This is a genomic window from Adlercreutzia equolifaciens (assembly GCF_029076695.1).
In the GTDB taxonomy this organism is placed as follows: domain Bacteria; phylum Actinomycetota; class Coriobacteriia; order Coriobacteriales; family Eggerthellaceae; genus Adlercreutzia; species Adlercreutzia equolifaciens_A.
The window spans coordinates 1,200,829-1,217,745 of the sequence record NZ_JARFIK010000002.1 but is presented as its reverse complement, the minus strand read 5'-3'; the positions used below and the strand labels follow the sequence as shown (position 1 = coordinate 1,217,745).

At 63.8% G+C, this 16,917-nt stretch carries 17 protein-coding genes; all 17 read left to right on the top strand.

All coding sequences use genetic code 11. The features are described from left to right. Positions 1-9: 9 nt before the first annotated feature. Positions 10-801: a 1-(5-phosphoribosyl)-5-[(5-phosphoribosylamino)methylideneamino]imidazole-4-carboxamide isomerase gene (hisA, locus tag PZH32_RS10590; protein ID WP_275208118.1), complete on the top strand. Its 792-nt coding sequence runs from the start codon at positions 10-12 to the stop codon at positions 799-801. Between the two features lie 217 nt (positions 802-1,018). Continuing rightward, positions 1,019-1,783, top strand: a complete 765-nt coding sequence (gene hisF, locus PZH32_RS10585; RefSeq protein ID WP_275208117.1) for an imidazole glycerol phosphate synthase subunit HisF — start codon at positions 1,019-1,021, stop codon at positions 1,781-1,783. Positions 1,784-1,796: 13 nt separating this feature from the next. Next, positions 1,797-2,117 carry a phosphoribosyl-AMP cyclohydrolase gene (gene hisI / locus PZH32_RS10580; RefSeq protein ID WP_275208116.1) on the top strand — a complete coding sequence of 107 codons (321 nt, stop codon included), beginning with the start codon at positions 1,797-1,799 and terminating at the stop codon, positions 2,115-2,117. A gap of 213 nt (positions 2,118-2,330) precedes the next feature. After that, a complete protein-coding gene (locus PZH32_RS10575) occupies positions 2,331-3,017 on the top strand; it encodes a transaldolase family protein (RefSeq protein WP_275208114.1) in 687 nt (228 codons plus the stop codon). Further along, positions 3,014-4,987: a transcription termination factor Rho gene (gene rho, locus PZH32_RS10570; protein ID WP_275208112.1), complete on the top strand. Its 1,974-nt coding sequence runs from the start codon at positions 3,014-3,016 to the stop codon at positions 4,985-4,987. The genes PZH32_RS10575 and rho overlap by 4 nt, the downstream gene beginning before the upstream one ends. Positions 4,988-4,995: 8 nt before the next feature. After that, complete coding sequence (sppA, locus tag PZH32_RS10565) at positions 4,996-6,210, top strand: signal peptide peptidase SppA (RefSeq protein ID WP_275208110.1); 1,215 nt, start codon at positions 4,996-4,998, stop codon at positions 6,208-6,210. Beyond that, positions 6,191-8,215: a class I tRNA ligase family protein gene (locus PZH32_RS10560; RefSeq protein ID WP_275208108.1), complete on the top strand. Its 2,025-nt coding sequence runs from the start codon at positions 6,191-6,193 to the stop codon at positions 8,213-8,215. The genes sppA and PZH32_RS10560 overlap by 20 nt, the downstream gene beginning before the upstream one ends. Before the next feature lie 297 nt (positions 8,216-8,512). Continuing rightward, on the top strand, positions 8,513-9,340 hold the full coding sequence (gene rpsB, locus PZH32_RS10555; RefSeq protein ID WP_275208107.1) for a 30S ribosomal protein S2: 828 nt from the start codon (positions 8,513-8,515) through the stop codon (positions 9,338-9,340). A 39-nt stretch (positions 9,341-9,379) separates the two neighbouring features. Beyond that, a complete protein-coding gene (tsf, locus tag PZH32_RS10550; protein ID WP_275208105.1) occupies positions 9,380-10,240 on the top strand; it encodes a translation elongation factor Ts in 861 nt (286 codons plus the stop codon). A 254-nt stretch (positions 10,241-10,494) separates the two neighbouring features. After that, a complete protein-coding gene (gene murA / locus PZH32_RS10545; protein WP_275208103.1) occupies positions 10,495-11,778 on the top strand; it encodes a UDP-N-acetylglucosamine 1-carboxyvinyltransferase in 1,284 nt (427 codons plus the stop codon). Between the two features lie 8 nt (positions 11,779-11,786). After that, on the top strand, positions 11,787-13,310 hold the full coding sequence (locus PZH32_RS10540) for an LCP family protein (protein WP_275208102.1): 1,524 nt from the start codon (positions 11,787-11,789) through the stop codon (positions 13,308-13,310). An 87-nt stretch (positions 13,311-13,397) separates the two neighbouring features. Further along, positions 13,398-13,628, top strand: coding sequence for a NifU family protein (locus tag PZH32_RS10535; protein ID WP_275208101.1), 231 nt, complete (start codon positions 13,398-13,400; stop codon positions 13,626-13,628). A 184-nt stretch (positions 13,629-13,812) separates the two neighbouring features. Further along, positions 13,813-14,103, top strand: coding sequence for a hypothetical protein (locus PZH32_RS10530; protein WP_275208099.1), 291 nt, complete (start codon positions 13,813-13,815; stop codon positions 14,101-14,103). A 131-nt stretch (positions 14,104-14,234) separates the two neighbouring features. Continuing rightward, on the top strand, positions 14,235-14,465 hold the full coding sequence (locus PZH32_RS10525; RefSeq protein WP_275208097.1) for a UDP-N-acetylmuramoylalanyl-D-glutamate--2,6-diaminopimelate ligase: 231 nt from the start codon (positions 14,235-14,237) through the stop codon (positions 14,463-14,465). Further along, on the top strand, positions 14,465-15,304 hold the full coding sequence (lgt, locus tag PZH32_RS10520) for a prolipoprotein diacylglyceryl transferase (protein ID WP_275208232.1): 840 nt from the start codon (positions 14,465-14,467) through the stop codon (positions 15,302-15,304). The genes PZH32_RS10525 and lgt overlap by 1 nt, the downstream gene beginning before the upstream one ends. Before the next feature lie 449 nt (positions 15,305-15,753). After that, positions 15,754-16,134: a desulfoferrodoxin family protein gene (locus PZH32_RS10515; RefSeq protein ID WP_275208096.1), complete on the top strand. Its 381-nt coding sequence runs from the start codon at positions 15,754-15,756 to the stop codon at positions 16,132-16,134. Positions 16,135-16,365: 231 nt separating this feature from the next. Beyond that, positions 16,366-16,860, top strand: coding sequence for a 50S ribosomal protein L31 (gene rpmE / locus PZH32_RS10510; RefSeq protein ID WP_275208095.1), 495 nt, complete (start codon positions 16,366-16,368; stop codon positions 16,858-16,860). Positions 16,861-16,917: the final 57 nt, after the last annotated feature.

The window sequence follows — 16,917 nt, the reverse complement described above, 5'->3', positions numbered from 1 at the left end:
GGACACGTCATGTACCTGCTTCCTGCCATCGATATTCTAGACGGTCGCGCGGTGCGCCTGGCCAAAGGCGACTACAACGCGGTAACCGTCTACAACGACAAGCCCGAGCTGCAGGCCCAGCTGTTCGAGGAGGACGGGGCCGACTGGATTCACGTGGTGGATTTGGACGGCGCCAAATCGGGCAACCCCGACAACATCGAGGTGGTGCGCCGTATTTTGGCCGCCACGAAGCTCAAGGTGGAAGTGGGCGGCGGCGTGCGCAGCCTGGAAGTGGCCGATCGTCTGCTGGATGCCGGTGCCACCCGCGTTATCTTGGGCACCGCCCTGGTGCGCGATCCTGATTTTGCCCAGGCAGCTATCGAGAAGTTCGGCCCGGACGCCCTGGTAGCGGGCATCGACGCCAAGGGCGGCGAAGTGGCGGTGACGGGTTGGACGGAGGGCGCCGGCGTGGCCGCCACCGAGCTGGCCCGTCGCATGGCTGCTTTGGGCTATGAGCACGTGGTGTACACCGACATCGCCCGCGACGGCATGCAAACCGGTGTGGACCCCGCAGCCTACGCCGCCATGGCCGAGGCCTTCGACAACCCGGTCATCGTGTCAGGCGGCATTGCCACGGCGGCCGACATTCGCGCCTTGGCCGGTATCGCCGACAGCGTAGAGGGCGTGATTGCCGGCCGCGCCATCTACGAAGGCACGCTGACGGTAGCCGACGGCGTTGCCGCGTGCCAGGGAACCTTGCAGCTGTCTGACCAGCTGCAGGAAGAGGAAAAGCCCCTAACCTTGGAAGATTTGGAGGGCTAGCGGCGGGGCGGAGCCCTGGATGCCATTGAGTAAGGAAGAGCAGCTGGGGAGATGCCTGATGTCTCCCCAAGGCTGTGTAGTTCTCGGGACAGGGGGTGTCCTGACCGAGCGAGTTCCGCAGCGACGAAAACAGTCCAGTGGACTGTTTTCCAAAGCGAGGACTGTTTGAGCGAATCAGGATACCCCCTGGCACGAGAACGGACAGGTAGAAGAGATCATGCTGACAAAACGAGTAATTCCTTGTATGGATGTGAAAGACGGCCGCGTGGTGAAGGGCGTCAACTTCGTGAACCTGCGCGACGCGGGCGACCCCATCGAGTTGGCCCGTGCCTACGACGAGCAGAAGGCCGACGAGGTCATCTTCCTGGACATTACGGCGACAAGTGACGACCGTGCCACCACGGTGGACCTGGCGAGCCACGCCTCGGCAGAGCTGCATCTGCCCTATTGCGTGGGCGGCGGCTTTCGCAGTGTGGCCGACATTCGCACGATGATTGCCGCCGGCGCCGATAAGGTGTCGGTGAATTCCGCCGCGGTGGCCAATCCGCAGCTTATTACTGACGCAGCCTTGGCCTTCGGTACCCAGGCCATCCTCTGCGCCATCGATGCCAAGGCGGTGCCGGGCAATCCCAACAAGTGGGAGGTCTACGTGGCCGGTGGCCGGAAGAACACGGGCATCGATGCCATCGAGTGGGCGCGCGAGGCGGCCCGGCGAGGGGCCGGGGAGATCCTGCTTACCTCCATGGACCGCGACGGCAGCCGCGATGGCTTCGACTGCGCGCTGACCCGAGCCGTGGCGCGGGCTGTGGATATCCCCGTCATTGCCAGCGGTGGCGTGGGCAAGCTCGAGCACTTCGCCGAAGGCATCATCGAGGGCGAGGCCGACGCCGTGCTGGCCGCCAGCGTCTTCCACTTCGGCGAGCTGACCGTCCGCCAAGTGAAGGAATCCATGCGAGCCGCCGGCATCCCCGTAAGGTTGTAGGAGGAAGCCAGCAGTGAATCTTCCGGAGCTGAAATATAACGATCAGGGGCTTATTCCCTGCATTGTGCAGGACGCCGATACGGGCGAGGTGCTTATGATGGCGTGGATGAGCGCCGAGAGCTTGGCGCTTACGCTAGAGCGCGGCGAGACCGTGTTTTGGAGTCGCAGCCGCCAGGAGCTGTGGCATAAGGGCGCTACCAGCGGGAACACCCAGAAGGTGGTGGATCTGCGCTACGACTGCGATGCCGATACGCTGTTGGCTCTGGTGCATCCGGCGGGCCCCGCCTGCCACACGGGGGCGCGCAGCTGCTTCTATCGCTCTCTTTCCGAATAAACGGCCTTTATTCTGGTTTTTGTTGTATGCCGCCGTCGGATGCGGTACTATGAGCGCGCATCCAAAATTCTGTCGCGGTATGCGTTATTCCTTCCCATATTCCCGTATATCCAGCATTGCAACGTTCTCTCGGTCGGGCTCAAGGTGCGCCATGGCGACGGTCCTGTTTGGAGGCACAGACCCCTTTTATAGTCCCTGCCTAAGGAGGACCACATGAAGTTTTTCCTGGACACGGCCGATCTCGCCGAAATCGAGGAGGCTGCAAGCTGGGGAGCCCTGGCCGGCGTCACCACCAACCCCACGCTCTACTCGCGCATCGGCGGTAAGCTGGACGACTTCCATAACCACATCAAGCGCATCTGCGACATCGTGGGTCCGACTTGCCCCGTGTCCGCCGAGTCCGTGGCCATGACGCGCGACGAGATTGTCCGCGACGGCCGCGAGCTGGCCGCCATTGCCCCCAACGTCGTGGTGAAGATTCCCACCATGGTGGAGGGCCTGGCCGCCACCCGCACCCTGGCCGATGAAGGTATTCCGGTGAACATGACCCTGTGCTTCACCGTGCCCCAGGCGCTTCTGGCCGCTCGCGCCGGCGCCCGCTACATCTCGCCCTTCGTGGGCCGCTTCGACGACATCTCCGAGGACGGCATCGCCCAGCTCGACGATGTGGTCACCGCCATTGGCAACTACGACTTCACCGCCGACACCGTCAACGGCGAGAAAGTCGAGATCATCGCTGCATCCATTCGCAGCGCCAACCATGTAACCCAGGCTGCCCTTATGGGAGCCGACATTGCCACGGTGCCCTTCGGCATTCTGCAGAAGTGCGTGCAGCACCCGCTGACCGACCGCGGCCTCGAGTCGTTCCTTAAGGACTGGGAGAAAGTGCAGAACGCATGAGCGACACCCAAGATCTGACCACCACCGATACCGGCGCCGCCGAGGCGCCGGCCGAGAAGCCCAAGCGCGCCCCGCGCCGCAAGAAGGCCGAGGAGCCCGCTGAGGCATCGGCTGCCGCGGCCCCGGCGGAAGAGGCTCCGAAGAAGACCACCCGTCGCCGCACCACCCGTACGGCCAAGGCCGAAGAGTCTCCTGCGGCGGATGCCCCGGCGGCAGAATCGGCGCCTGCCGAAGACGCCCCCAAGCCGCGTCGCACCACGCGCTCGCGGAAAGCCGCCGCCGCTGAGGAGGCCCCGGCCCCCGAGGTCGAGGCGCCGGCCGAGAAGCCCAAGCGCGCCCCGCGCCGCAAGAAGGCCGATGCTGCCGAGGTAGCCGAGGTGCCAGCTGAGGGAGCCCCCGAGGCGCCCCAAGCCTCCGAGACGTCCCAGGCCCCCGAGGCCGAAGGGGCGAAGGAGGCCGAAGCTTCCAAGGAGAAGCCCGTCCGTAAGACCACGGTGGTGCGCAAGCACACCCGCGACGAGCAGGAGGGCCGCACCGAGCGCCGCGCTTCCCAGAACAACCAGGGCAATCAGAACGGCCAGGGCAAGCAGAACAACAAGAACAAGAAGAACAACCAGCACGACCGCAATAATCGTCAGCAGCGCAACCGCCACGAGAACCGCAACCGCGAGCCCCAGCCCTCGGTAACGAAGGAAGAGCTGGCCGAGCTCAAGGTGGCCGATCTGCGCGCCCGTGCTACCGAGCTGGGATTGGACGCCGCGGGTCTGAAGAAGGCCGAGCTGGTGGACGCCGTGTACGCCGCCACGTGCAAGGCCGAGGGCTTCACCGAGGTTACCGGCGTGCTCGACATCATGGGCGACGGCTACGGTTTTCTGCGCACTTCGGGCTACCTGCCGGGCGAGAACGATATCTACGTGGGCCTGGCCACCATCCGCAAGAACGGTTTGCGCAAGGGCGATATGGTAACGGGCCAGACCCGTCCGGCCCGCCCCAACGACAAGTTCGCCGCCTTGCAGAAGGTCACGTCCGTAAACGGTGCCGCTCCCGAGCTTATGGCCCTGCGCCCCAAGTTCTCCGAGCTCACCCCGGTGTTTCCCGACGAGCGCCTGATCATGGAGCACGGCAAGAACACCACCACGGCCCGCGTCATCGACCTGACGGCCCCCATCGGCAAGGGTCAGCGCGGCCTGATCGTGTCGCCGCCGAAGGCCGGCAAGACCACGGTCCTCAAGGACATCGCCGCGGCCATCTCGGCCAACAATCCCGAGGTGCACCTCATGTACCTGGGTATCGACGAGCGTCCCGAGGAAGCCACCGACATGGAGCGCTCCATTCGCGGCGAAGTGGTGTCGTCCACCTTCGACATGCCCTCGGAGAACCACATCCAAGTGGCCGAGCTGGTCATCGAGCGCGCCAAGCGCCTGGTGGAGCAGGGCAAGGACGTGGTCATCCTGCTGGACTCCATCACCCGTCTGGCCCGCGCCTACAACCTGGCCCAGCCGGCGTCCGGGCGTATTCTGTCCGGCGGTGTGGACTCCACGGCGCTCTATCCGCCCAAGCGCTTCTTGGGCGCGGCCCGCAACATCGAGCACGGCGGCAGCCTGACCATTCTGGCCTCGGCGCTTATTGAGACCGGCTCGAAAATGGACGAGGTCATCTTCGAGGAGTTCAAGGGCACGGGCAACATGGAGCTCAAGCTCGACCGCAGCTTGGCCGACCGCCGCATCTTCCCGGCCATCGACCCCATCATCTCGGGCACCCGCAAGGAAGAACTGCTCATGGACGGCCAGGAGGCTCCGCTCATTTGGGGCGTGCGCCGCATCCTGTCGAACACCAACAGTACCGAGCGCGCCATGGACATGCTGATCAAGTCCTTGAAGCAGACCAACTCCAACCAGGAGTTCCTGCTGCGCATGGCGAAGAAGATGCAGACCCAGCAGGGCCGCATCGACGACAACGCAGAATTGTAGAGGGTCCCATGACCGAACCTAACAACTGGCAGAACACCGCCTGGGGCACGGGCTCCGAAGCCACTTCGGGCGCCGATGCGCCCTCCGCGGTGCCGGGCGGCCAGCCGGGCGCAACGCCTCGGGGTGCTGCAGGCGCCCAGGCGGCGGACGGCGCGCCGACGACGCCCTATGCCCAGGCCTACGCGGCGCCGTCGACGGCTTCGCAGGCATCCTACGGGCAGGCTTACGCTGCACCGCAGCCGGCGGCGCCGACAAGCCCCTATGGCTACGCGGCCCCGGCTTATGCGGCCCCGGCTCCGAAAAAGAGCCGCGCCTGGATTGTGGCTCTGGTGGCTGTCATCCTGTTCTTTGTGCTGGGCGCCATGACCATCGGCTCCTGCACGGCGGTGATGAGCACGCCCATGAGCTTCTCGTCGAGCGGCTCCTCCTGGGCCGACTCGGTCACCGGCGATACCGTGGGCATCATCAACATCGACGGCACCATCCAGTACGACGGCACCACCTCGAGCCCCGAGGGCCTGCGCGCCCAGCTGGATGCGGCCGAGCGGAACCCGGACATCAAGGCCGTGGTGCTGCGGGTGAACTCCGGCGGCGGCGTGGCCACGGCGGGCGAGGAGATGTCCGGCTACGTGAAGGATTTCTCGAAGCCGGTCGTGGTGTCCTGCGCCTCGATTACGGCCAGTGCCGCCTATATGATTTCCTCCCAGGCGGACTACATCTACACGGGAAAGACGTCTTCGGTAGGCTCCATCGGTGTCATCATGTCCATCACCGATCTCTCGGGACTCTATGAGAAGCTGGGCATTTCCGTGGACAACATCACCTCGGCTGATGCCAAGGACGCCGGCGGCGGATCCCGTCCTCTCACTGACGAGGAGCGCGCCTACTACCAAGACCAGGTGGATCAGATCAACCAGGTGTTCATCGACACCGTGGCCGAGGGTCGCGATATGCCGGCTGAGGATGTGAAGAAGCTGGCCACGGGCATGACGTTCACCGGACTTGACGCCGTGGACAACGGTCTGGCGGATGAGATCGGCACCTTGGAGGACGCTGTGGCGAAGGCCTGCTCGCTGGCGGGCATCACCGACGCTGATACGGTGTACCTGCAGTCCTCCTCCAGTGAATTGTCCCGCCTGCTCGATATCATGGGCGAGAAAGACGAGAACAGTGTTTCGACCGCTTTGAAGGAGTTGGAAGACCGTGTCGGACTTGAAGGATAACACCCGCGTTTCCTGGCCGAGCCGTGCTGTGGTGACGGCGGGCATGCCCTACGGAAACAAGCCCCTGCATTTCGGCCATATCGGCGGCGTGTTCGTGCCCGCCGACGCCTTTGCGCGCTTCCTGCGCGACCGCATCGGCGCCGAGAACGTGCGCTTCGTCTCGGGCACCGACTGCTTCGGCAGCCCCATCAACGAGGGCTACCGTAAGCTGGTGGAAGCCGGTCAGTTCGAGGGCACCATCGCCGACTACGTGCTGGCAAACCACGAGCGCCAGAAGGCCACCCTCGAGGCCTTCGAGGTGAAGCTCGACATCTACGACGGCTCGGGCATCGGCCATGCCGGCGACGTGCACCAGATGATCACCGATGAGTTCATCACGCGCCTGTACCAGAACGGCCACTTGAAGCTCGACTCCACCCTGCAGTTCTACGATACCCAGGCGGGTACGTTCCTCAACGGCCGTCAGGTGCAGGGCCGCTGCCCGGTGCAAGGCTGCAAGTCCGAGCATGCCTATGCCGACGAGTGCGACTTGGGCCACCAGTACGCGCCTGTGGACCTCATCAATCCCGTGTCCACGCTGACTGGCACGAAGCCCGAGATGCGTCCCGTGGAGAACTGGTACTTCGACCTGCCGAACTTCGCCGACTTCCTGCGCGGGTATGTGGACGAGCTGCGGGCCGATCCCGAGGTGCGCCCCGTGGTGCCCCAGACCATCGCCGAGTTCCTGGTGCCCCCGGTCATCTTCGTGAAGAACGAGCACTACGACGAATACCTCGGCCTGGCCGACAGCCTGCCGTCTCACACCTATCGCGACGCCGAGAAGGGCAAGCAGTCCTTCGAGATTGAGTTCGCCACCATCGAGGAGCGCGACGAGGCCCGTGCGGTGCTGGCCGGCGCCGGCATTCGCTTCCGTACCTCGAAGACGCTCGTGCCCTTCCGCATTACGGGCAACATCGAGTGGGGCGTGCGCGCTCCGGTTATCGACGAGGTGAAGGGTCTTACCGTATGGTGCTGGCCCGAGTCGCTGTGGGCGCCCATTTCCTTCACCATCGCCGCCAACGACGAGCGCGGGCTGCCGCGCACCAGCTGGCGCGATTTCTGGTGCTCGGACGACGCCCAGGTCTACCAGTTCATCGGCCAGGACAACCTGTACTTCTACGGCGTGGCCCAGCCGGCGCTGTGGGAGGCCCTGAAGCCCGGCGGCCTGTTCGCGGACGATTCCGACTCGCAGATGCGCCAGACTACGCTGGTGGCCAACCACCACATGCTGTTCGGCAAGAAGAAGGCCTCCTCGTCCGGTGCGGTCAAGCCGCCCACGGGGGAGGAGCTGCTGGAGCACTACACGCCCGAGCAGCTGCGCGCCCACTTCCTGGCTCTGGGTCTCGATCAGAAGTCCGTGGGCTTCTCGCCGAAGCCCTTCGACCCGGACGAGAGCAAGCGCAACGATCCCCGCGTGGCCGACCCGGCGCTCAAGGAGGGCGCGCTGCTCACCAACGTGTTCAACCGTCTGGCCCGCAGCTGCTTCTATGAGGCGCAGAAGAACTTCGACGCCTGCATGCCCTTGGGTGCGCCCACGCCGGCGGTGAAGGACAAGGCCTACCAGACGCTGCGCGCCTATGACGAGCTGATGCACAAGGTGGAGCTGCACTCGGTTATGTCGCTGTGCGACGAGTTCATTCGCTGGTCGAACAAGTACTGGGCCGACGGCATCAAGCGCGCCGAGGCGTCGGAAGATGCCGGCGAGCGCCGTCAGGTGCTGCTGGATTCCTTCTACCTGCTGCGTGTGGCCACACTGCTCATGCACCCCATTGTGCCCGTGGGCTGCGAGAAGATCTGCGACTACCTGAGCTTCGAGTTCGATGACTTCTTCAGTTGGAACTACGATTTCGAGTCCAACGACGAGTTGTGCCCGGCCATCGAGATCGACGCCGGCGCCCACCGCGTCCATGAGCTGCCCCCGCGCTTCGACTTTTTCCGCAAGCACGAGAGCCAGTACAAGGACTAGGGAATGGCGCCTTCGGGCCGAACACCTTGCTAGATCGGTATGAGACGAGACCCGCTTCGGCGGGCCTCGCTGCTTTGGCGTCGCCGCAACCAAAGGGAGGGCGCTTTCCTGTCCGCCCTGTGTAGCTGCCGATTTTTCTCTTGCAATGCGCTGGCATTGTGGTATTTTAGACAGGCTGTGTCTGCGAAGGCGCTGATGCAGCGGTAACTATTACACATGCTCGGGCGACCGGGTCTCGCGAGTGGCCACCGGAAAAGGCTGCGGGAACTGGGAAGACCTCGGGCAGAGGACTAACGAATGGAGAATGCTATGGCAACGCCTACCAAGGTAAGCATCCAGAGCCTGCTCGACGCGGGCGCTCACTTCGGTCATCAGACCCGCCGCTGGAATCCCAAGATGAAGCCGTATATCTTCGGCAGCCGCGGTGACATCTACATCATCGACCTCAAGCAGACCCTCTACGGTCTGGACGCTGCTTACAGCTTCGTGAGCAACCTCACCCGCAAGGGCGGCACCGTGCTGTTCGTGGGCACCAAGAAGCAGGCCCAGGAGGCCGTGTCCGAGGCCGCTAACCGCTGCGGCATGCCCTACGTGAACGCTCGCTGGCTCGGCGGTATGCTCACCAACTTCGCTACCATCCGCACCCGCGTGAAGCGCATGGAGGAGCTGGAGGCCATGGACGCCGACGGCCGCATGGCCCTGCTGCCCAAGAAGGAGCAGATCCTGCTGCACAAGGAGCTGGCCAAGCTGCAGACCAACCTCAACGGCATCCGCAACATGAAGCGCGTGCCCGAGGCTGTTTTCGTTATCGACACCAACCGCGAGGGCATCGCCATCCATGAGGCTCACCGCCTGGAGATCCCCGTGGTGGGCACCCTGGACACCAACTGCGATCCCGACGACGTCGATTACGGCATCCCCGCCAACGACGACGCTATCCGCTCGGTGCGCCTGCTGTGCGACTTCATCGCTGACGCTGTCATTGCCGGCACTGGTGCCGACGTGACCGCCGCCGAGATGGCCGGCGAGGCCGCTGAGGCTTCCGCCGAGGCCACCGTGGCCGAGGTTGCCGACGAGGCCGCCGCTGCCGTGGCCGAGGGCGACGCCGCTGTCGTTGTCGAGTAACTTTAGCAAGTTAGACTCTCATTCCCAAAGGAGGAATTCATGGCTGACATCACCGCTTCCATGGTGAAGGAGCTCCGCGAGATGACCGGCGCGGGCATGATGGAGTGCAAGAAGGCTCTGGCCGAGGCCGAGGGCGACATGGAGAAGGCCGTCGACGTGCTGCGCACCCGCGGTCTGGCCGCTGTGGCCAAGAAGGCCGGCCGTGCCACCAATGAGGGCACCGTTATGGCCATCGTCTCCGATGACTGCACCACCGGTGCCGTGGTCGAGCTCAACTGCGAGACCGACTTCGTGGGCATGAACGAGAAGTTCAAGGCCTACGCCGAGAAGATCGCCAAGGCTGCCCTGGCTGCCAAGCCGGCCGACGTGGAGGCCCTCAAGGCCGCCGTCATCGATGGCGAGACCGTCGAGGAAGTTGTTACCGACTGCATCCACGTGATGGGCGAGAACGCTCAGCTGGCTCGCGTTGCCGTGGTGGACGCCCAGGCCGTGTCCGCCTACATCCATGGCGGCGGCAAGATCGGCGTTCTGGTTACCTTCAACGTGGAGGGCATCGACCCCACCGCTGAGGAGTTCCAGAAGTGCGGCCGCGACATCGCCATGCAGGTAGCTGCCCTGAACCCGGTTTCCGCCACCCGTGAGGACGTGCCCGCCGACGTGGCCGCCCACGAGATGGAGATCTACAAGGCTCAGGCCGCTGAGTCCGGCAAGCCCGAGAACATCCAGGAGAAGATGGCCGAGGGCCGCATGGACAAGTTCTACAAGGAGAACTGCCTGGCCGAGCAGGCCTTCGTGAAGAACCCGGATCTGACCGTGGCTCAGTACGCCGACGAGTGCGCCAAGGCTCTGGGTGGCACCATCGCCATCACCGGCTTCGTGCGCTTCGCCCTGGGCGAGTAAACGCGCGATCAGATAGCGCATCTTCAAGAAGGGAGGCTCAAGCGAGCCTCCCTTTTGTTATCGTCCAGCTGATGAGACGGTTGGCCGTCTCATTGGCAGCTGCATAGTGCGCTGATGGCCGGTAGCTGACCGAGCTGTTCTGCAAACCTGATGAAAGGCCGTGCCTGGGGGCGGCCTTTTTTCTATAATGAAGGGACTTATGCAATATGTGATGGACTACGGGGCGCTTGTTGCCCCTTCCCAAAGGACTTGAAATGAACCAGGAAGTCATCATCGTTCGCGGCAATAACACCTTGGCCGGCGACGTCACGGTAGCCGGCGCGAAGAACTCGGCGCTCAAGCTTATGGCAGCTTCGCTTTTGGGCCAGGGCGTCACCACCCTGCACAATGTGCCGCACATTTCCGATATTGAAATCATGGCCGAGGTACTGGAGCGCCTGGGTGCCACGGTCAAGCGCCAGGATCACAGCTTGGTCATCGATACGGCGCCGGTCAATTCCTGCGAGACCCCCTATGAGCTGGTCTCGAAGATGCGCGCCTCCATTTCGGTGCTGGGACCCCTTATCGGCCGCTTCGGCGAGGCCCGGGTGGCCATGCCCGGCGGTTGCCAGATTGGCGCTCGCAAGATCGATATGCACCTGGTGGGCTTGGAAGCCCTGGGGGTTCAGTTCGAGGTGGACCACGGCGTGCTGCACGCCACCACGCCGAACGGCCTGCATGCGGCCCATGTGACGCTGGAGTTCCCCTCGGTGGGTGCGACGGAGAACATGCTCATGGCCTCGGTGACGGCCGAGGGCATTACTGCCATCGAGAACGCGGCCTGCGAGCCGGAAATTGAGGATCTGGCCAATATGCTCAACGCCATGGGCGCCAAGGTGGCCGGCGCCGGCACCTCGCTCATCGAGGTGGAGGGCGTGCCCCTGTCGGCTCTGCACCCCTGCGAGCACACCACCGTGGGCGACCGTATCGAGGCGGGCACGTTCTTGGTAGGCGGCGCCTTGACCGGTGGCCCGCTGACCGTGCACGGCATCGACCCGGCCTTTCTGCGCATGGCCATCATGAAGCTGCGCGCCATGGGCTGCGATGTGGAGACGGGGGAGGACTGGGTGCGCGTGAGCCGCACCGAGCCGCTCATGTCCGTGGACATTCAAACGCTGCCCCATCCGGGCTTTCCCACGGATCTGCAGGCCCAGTTCATGCTGCTGGCGGCCCTGGCCGACGACGTGTCGGTCATTACCGAGAACGTCTTCGAGAACCGCTTTATGTTCGCTGCCGAGCTTATGCGCATGGGGGCCGATATCGAGCTCGACGATCACCATGCCCTGGTGCGGGGCGTGAAGCAGCTGGAGGGCGCTCCCGTGTCTTCCACTGATCTGCGCGCCGGCGCTGCCTTAGTACTGGCCGGCATTGTGGCCGACGGGGAAACCCAAGTGCACCATCTGGAGCACATCGATCGCGGATACGAGGACTATGCCGGCAAGCTGGCTTCCTTGGGCGCCGACATCCGTCGCGTGCCCGTGTCCTCACTTGACAACTAGGGGCGGGCATGGCCTTCGGTAAGAAGAAGGGGCTCTCGCTGTCCCAGACCCGCCGCACGTCGCGGCGCATGAGCGACAACATGATCGGCACCCATGTGGAGCGGCCCTCGGTCTCGCGAGGGCGTCATGCGGCAGGCAGCAACCCGCGAGGCACCGACCGCGTGGACTTCTCCAACAACCGCCGATCCCAGCGCGCGACGCGAGGCTACGTGGATCAGGTGGATCCCCAGGCCCGCAGCGGCGAGAGCGATGCCGATTTCGCGCGCCGCTCCAGCCGTCGCGGCTATGTAGAGCAGATTCAGGCTACCCAGAGACGCCGCAAGCTCATTGTGGGCGCGGTGCTGGCCGTGGCCGTGGTGGCCGTGGCCGTGGTGGCCGGCGTGTCCGCCTTTTTCGCTGTGTCCGACTCCCAGCTGTCGCTGGGCGACTCTAATGCGAAAGAGGCGCTGGTGGCAGCGTCCGAGGGCGAGGCGTCCTATGTGCTGTGCACGGCTCAGCTGGGCACCGCCACGCGCTCTTCGGGGGCCGATACCGAGGCGTACATGGTGGTGCGCATGGACGAGGGCGCCCGTCAGCTGACCTTTGTCAGCGTGCCGGCCAACGTGCAGGTGAAGCTTTCCGACGATCAGACGCATTTCCTCTACGAGGCCACTGAGGTGGGCGGCGATGCCGAGCTGATCCGGGCCGTGGCCGGGTTGCTTTCGGTGGACGTGTCCCATTTCGTGAGCACCGATGCTGCCGGCCTGAGCCGTCTCGTGGATATCGTGGGCGGCGTGCCGGTGGATCTTCCCGTGGAGGTGGACGATCCTGCAGCGGGAACGGCGGTGCTGCGCGCCGGCGAGCAAACGCTCGACGGGAAGCAGGCGCTCACGTTGGTGCGCGCCGCGAACTTCACGGATGCCCTGGAGACTCAGGCGGAGAACCGCACGCTGTTCACGGTGAACCTGGCGGGCAAGGCCACGGCGGGCGAGGGGCTCAGCTTCCCGACGGTGGTGGCAGATGCGGCGCCGGCCGTGCGTACCGACTGGTCGAGTGGGCAGATTATTGCCCTGGGCGATGCGTTCAAACCATTGAGCGATGCCACAGTGTATGCCTGTGTACTGCCTGGACGCCTGACCACCAACGACGAGGGACAATCGGTCTACGAGCTGTCTGACGAGGAGCTGGAGCCGCTGATGGAGGCGGTGCGCGCCGGCCAGGCGCCGGCCTCGGCCGAGGGCACCGTGGCTGCGGTCGATCGCTCGAAGGTGACCGTGGAGGTGCGCAACGGCGCTCAAGTGACCGGGGCGGCCGCGCGCATGGGCGAGCTGCTGGAATCCAGCGGCTATCAGGTTGAGTCGGTGGGCAACACCGACGACGGCACCGTGTACCCCGAAACCTTGGTCATCTACAAGGACGAGGCCAACGAGCCGGCGGCCAAGGCCATTGTGGCCGATGTGGCCGGCGGCCGCGTGGTCAACGGCGGCGACTTCTATTCCTTCAACACTGACGTTCTGGTGGTTATCGGCAAGGACTGGATTCCCGCCGGCTAGTGAACGATTTTGATGAAGGGGGCGGCAGCAGGGAAGGGCTGTGCTATGATTCCCCTGATACCCATCTCTTCTGAAAAGGAGCAAATCATGGTAGAGAAAACCGATGTGGCTGCCGTGCTGGAGCTGATTCGTCCGAGCCTGCAGGCCGATGGCGGCGACGTGCAGCTGGTGGATGTGGCCGAGGACGGCACCGTCACCGTAGAGCTGCAGGGCGCTTGCAAGGGCTGCCCTATGTCCCAGATGACCCTGGCTAACGGCGTCGAGCGCATCCTGAAGGAGCGCGTGCCTGGCGTCACCAAGGTGGTTCCGGCCCAGTAGTGCTGCTCCGTGCGTCCTGTCGGGCCGCGCGAGTCATTGAATGTGACGGGGCCCTGAGGCGCTCGTACTCGGTTCCTTCGCTCTTCGGTGCGCCAGTGCCGGGGCGAGGGATCGAGCCGAGGGGCCTCAGGGCCCTTTGTTGCATCAGGTTGAGGAAGAGACTGAAGAGAGTAAGAGGAAACCTATGGAAGGATGCTGGTCGCGCCGGGGATGCGACGAGGAAATGATGGGGCGCTGTCCCCATAACGTGCCTGGTGAGCCCTGTCCCGCCGACTGTCATTTCGCCGCTTGCCATCGTCCGACGCATGTGGTGTGCGAAGACTTCGACATTCTGCTGAATCCGCAGCGTGACTACGATGCGGCCGTGAAGCAGGTGTGCCGGTTCTGCGAGCACTTTCTCGTGCACGGACCCGATATCGATCCGACGGCGGCGGGAGATAAGAAGTTCAGCGGTCGTAATCGTTTTATCCTGTAAACTAAGGTGGTGCTCCTGGAGTGCCATCAAGCCTCGGCAACGATGTTGCAACGAGGAGGTACGGCCCTCAGGGGGCCACGGCCCCTTTGCTACAATGGGGTCAAAAGGGGATGCGCTGAAGGAGGTGTCTGGTGCGGGATAAAATTCACTGTCCGGCCTGCGGTGCCGAGGACCTCGATGTGTGCTCTTACGATTCCATGATGGTGCTGCGCCCCAACCTGGCGTTGTTCTCCCTCACGTGCCCGCACTGCGCTACCCGCCTTTCTTCTCTGATGCCCATTCCTCCCTCGTTGCGCGAAGAAGTTATGTTCGCAGCTATTGAGCTGGGCGCCGGCATGGGCGCTCACGAGGGGACGGCATGATTCTCAACGATATTTACCAAAACCTCGACCCCGTGGCGTTTTCCCTGGGGCCGTTGGTGGTGCGCTGGTACGGCTTGGCCTATGTGCTGGGCTTCGCGGTGGCCGCCTTCATTGTGTACCGCGTGGCCCGTCGTTGGCGTATTGCCTTGGACGAGGACGCACTCATTACCGTCATGGTGTGCGCCATTGTGGGCATTGTCCTGGGCGCGCGTCTTGGCTACGTGCTCTTCTACGGCGATGGCTACTATCTGGCCCATCCCTTGGAAATTCTCGCTTTCAACCAAGGTGGCATGAGCTTCCACGGCGGTCTTATCGGCGTGCTCGTGGGCGGCGTGGTGGCGGCCAAGCTGACGGGTGTTCCTTTTCTCACCCTAGCCGATCTGGGTGCCATTGCCGCACCTATCGGCTTGTTCTTCGGCCGCTGCGCCAACTTCGTGAACGGCGAGTTGTGGGGCGCGCCCACCGACGCTCCCTGGGGCGTAGTGTTCGGCGGCGCTGCGGGTATGATGCCGCGCCATCCCTCGCAGCTTTACGAAGCGCTGCTGGAGGGGCTCGTTATCTTCCTGATCCTCTATGCCCTCTCGCGCAAGATGCCGCCGCGGCCCCGGGGCACCTTCCTGGGGGCGTTTCTGGTGCTCTACGGTATCTTCCGCTTCCTCATCGAGTTCGTGCGCGAGCCCGATGCCCAGCTGGGCTACTTGTGGGGCGGCTGGCTCACCATGGGTCAGGTGCTCTCTACGCCGGTGATTATCGCCGGCATTGTGCTGCTGGTCTACGCAGCGAAGAAGAAACTGCCCCAGCAGGGCATGAAGCCTCGGGCTCTCCAAGCAGGGGAGTAGCGGCAAGCCGGCGCTCCAGGTTCCAGGTGACGGCCGCTGCGAAGTCGGCGCCCCGTGTTCCAGGATAGCAGTCATCGGCGAAGCCGGCGCCCTAGGTTCCAGGATTACCCTGTTTGGTACCCTGGGAAAGGCTAATGGCCATTGTTGACCTGGCCTTTTGCGGGAGTAGGGGACCGAATGCCTGTTTTTTGGTCCATGGCGCGATACCAAACAGACCGATCCTGGAACCTAGCTCAAGGGTGGAGGCTTGAAGGAGAGATCTGGCGCTCAGGAGGGCGGGCCTGGGATAGGCGTAACACGGTCCCAGAGGAGCGAAGTGTGGTAACGGTGCGTTGTCGGTTCGTCAAAGGGTGGCGTGTCCCTAGGGGGTTCTTCTACAATGAAGAAAGCCTTTCGGCCGCCTTGGCAGCTGAGGCTTTAACGAGGAATTACGAGAAACGAGGTTTGGAATGGACGTCAAGTTCTACAAGTGCATGCACTGCGGCAATATTGCGGTGAAGGTTTACGACGCCGGCGTGCCGCTGTTCTGCTGTGGCGAGAAGATGGTCGAGCTGGTGGCCGATTCCCAGGACGCCGCTCTCGAGAAGCACGTGCCCGCCGTTGAGGTGCAGGCTGATCGCATTATCGTGAATATCGGCTCCGTGGATCATCCCATGCTCGAGGAGCACTGGATCCAGTTCATCTGCCTGGTTACCGACAAGGGCTACCAGATCCATCCGCTCAACCCCGGCGATGCCCCCCATGCCGAGTTCATCGTGCCCGAGGGTGAGAAGCCGCTGCGCGTGTACGAGTACTGCAACATCCACGGTCTGTGGGTGACGGAGATCTAAAGAACTCGCATCGGGCCATCGGGGTGTCATGATGCTCAGGGCTTTGGAGCCCGGTGTGTTGGCCCTCGGTGCCGCTAACCGCGTAATTCTTGAAAGACCCGTGAACAACGGGTCTTTTTTCTTGCGTTTTACGCCGGCGGTGCTACTATAGACAAGCTTGTCTTGGCTTGGTCGGAAACCAAGCCCTATTCGGACCCCTTGGTCGGAAACCAAGGGAAGTTAGGAGAACCCATGAAGCAAGATATCCATCCGGAGTACATGGAGTGCGTCGTGAAGTGCAGCTGCGGCAACACCTTCACCACCCGTTCCACGAAGCCCGAGCTGAAGATTGACATCTGCAACGCATGCCATCCCTTCTACACCGGCACCCAGAAGCTCATCGACACCGGTGGACGCGTTCAGCGCTTTGCCGACCGTTTCGGTTCCGCCAAGGACGTCGTTGCCGAGCGTGAGGCTGCCAAGAAGGCCGAGCGCGCCGCTAAGATTGCCGAGCAGGAGGCCGCTAAGAAGGCCGAGCGCGAGGCTAAGGCCGCTGCTAAGGCCGAGCGCGCTGCCGCTTACGCCGCCAAGGCTGCCGAAGAGGCTGCCCGCGCCGAGGCCGAGGCTGAGGTCCAGAACATGGAGGACGCTGCTGCTGAGGGCACCGCTGAAGAGGCCGGTGGCGTGGAGCTCACCGACGCCGAGGTGGCCGAGGCTGTCGAGGCTACCGAAGAGGCTGCCGAGTAACCTTTCGGATCATAGGTTTTTGAAAGACCCGCTGAATTTCAGCGGGTCTTTTTTGTG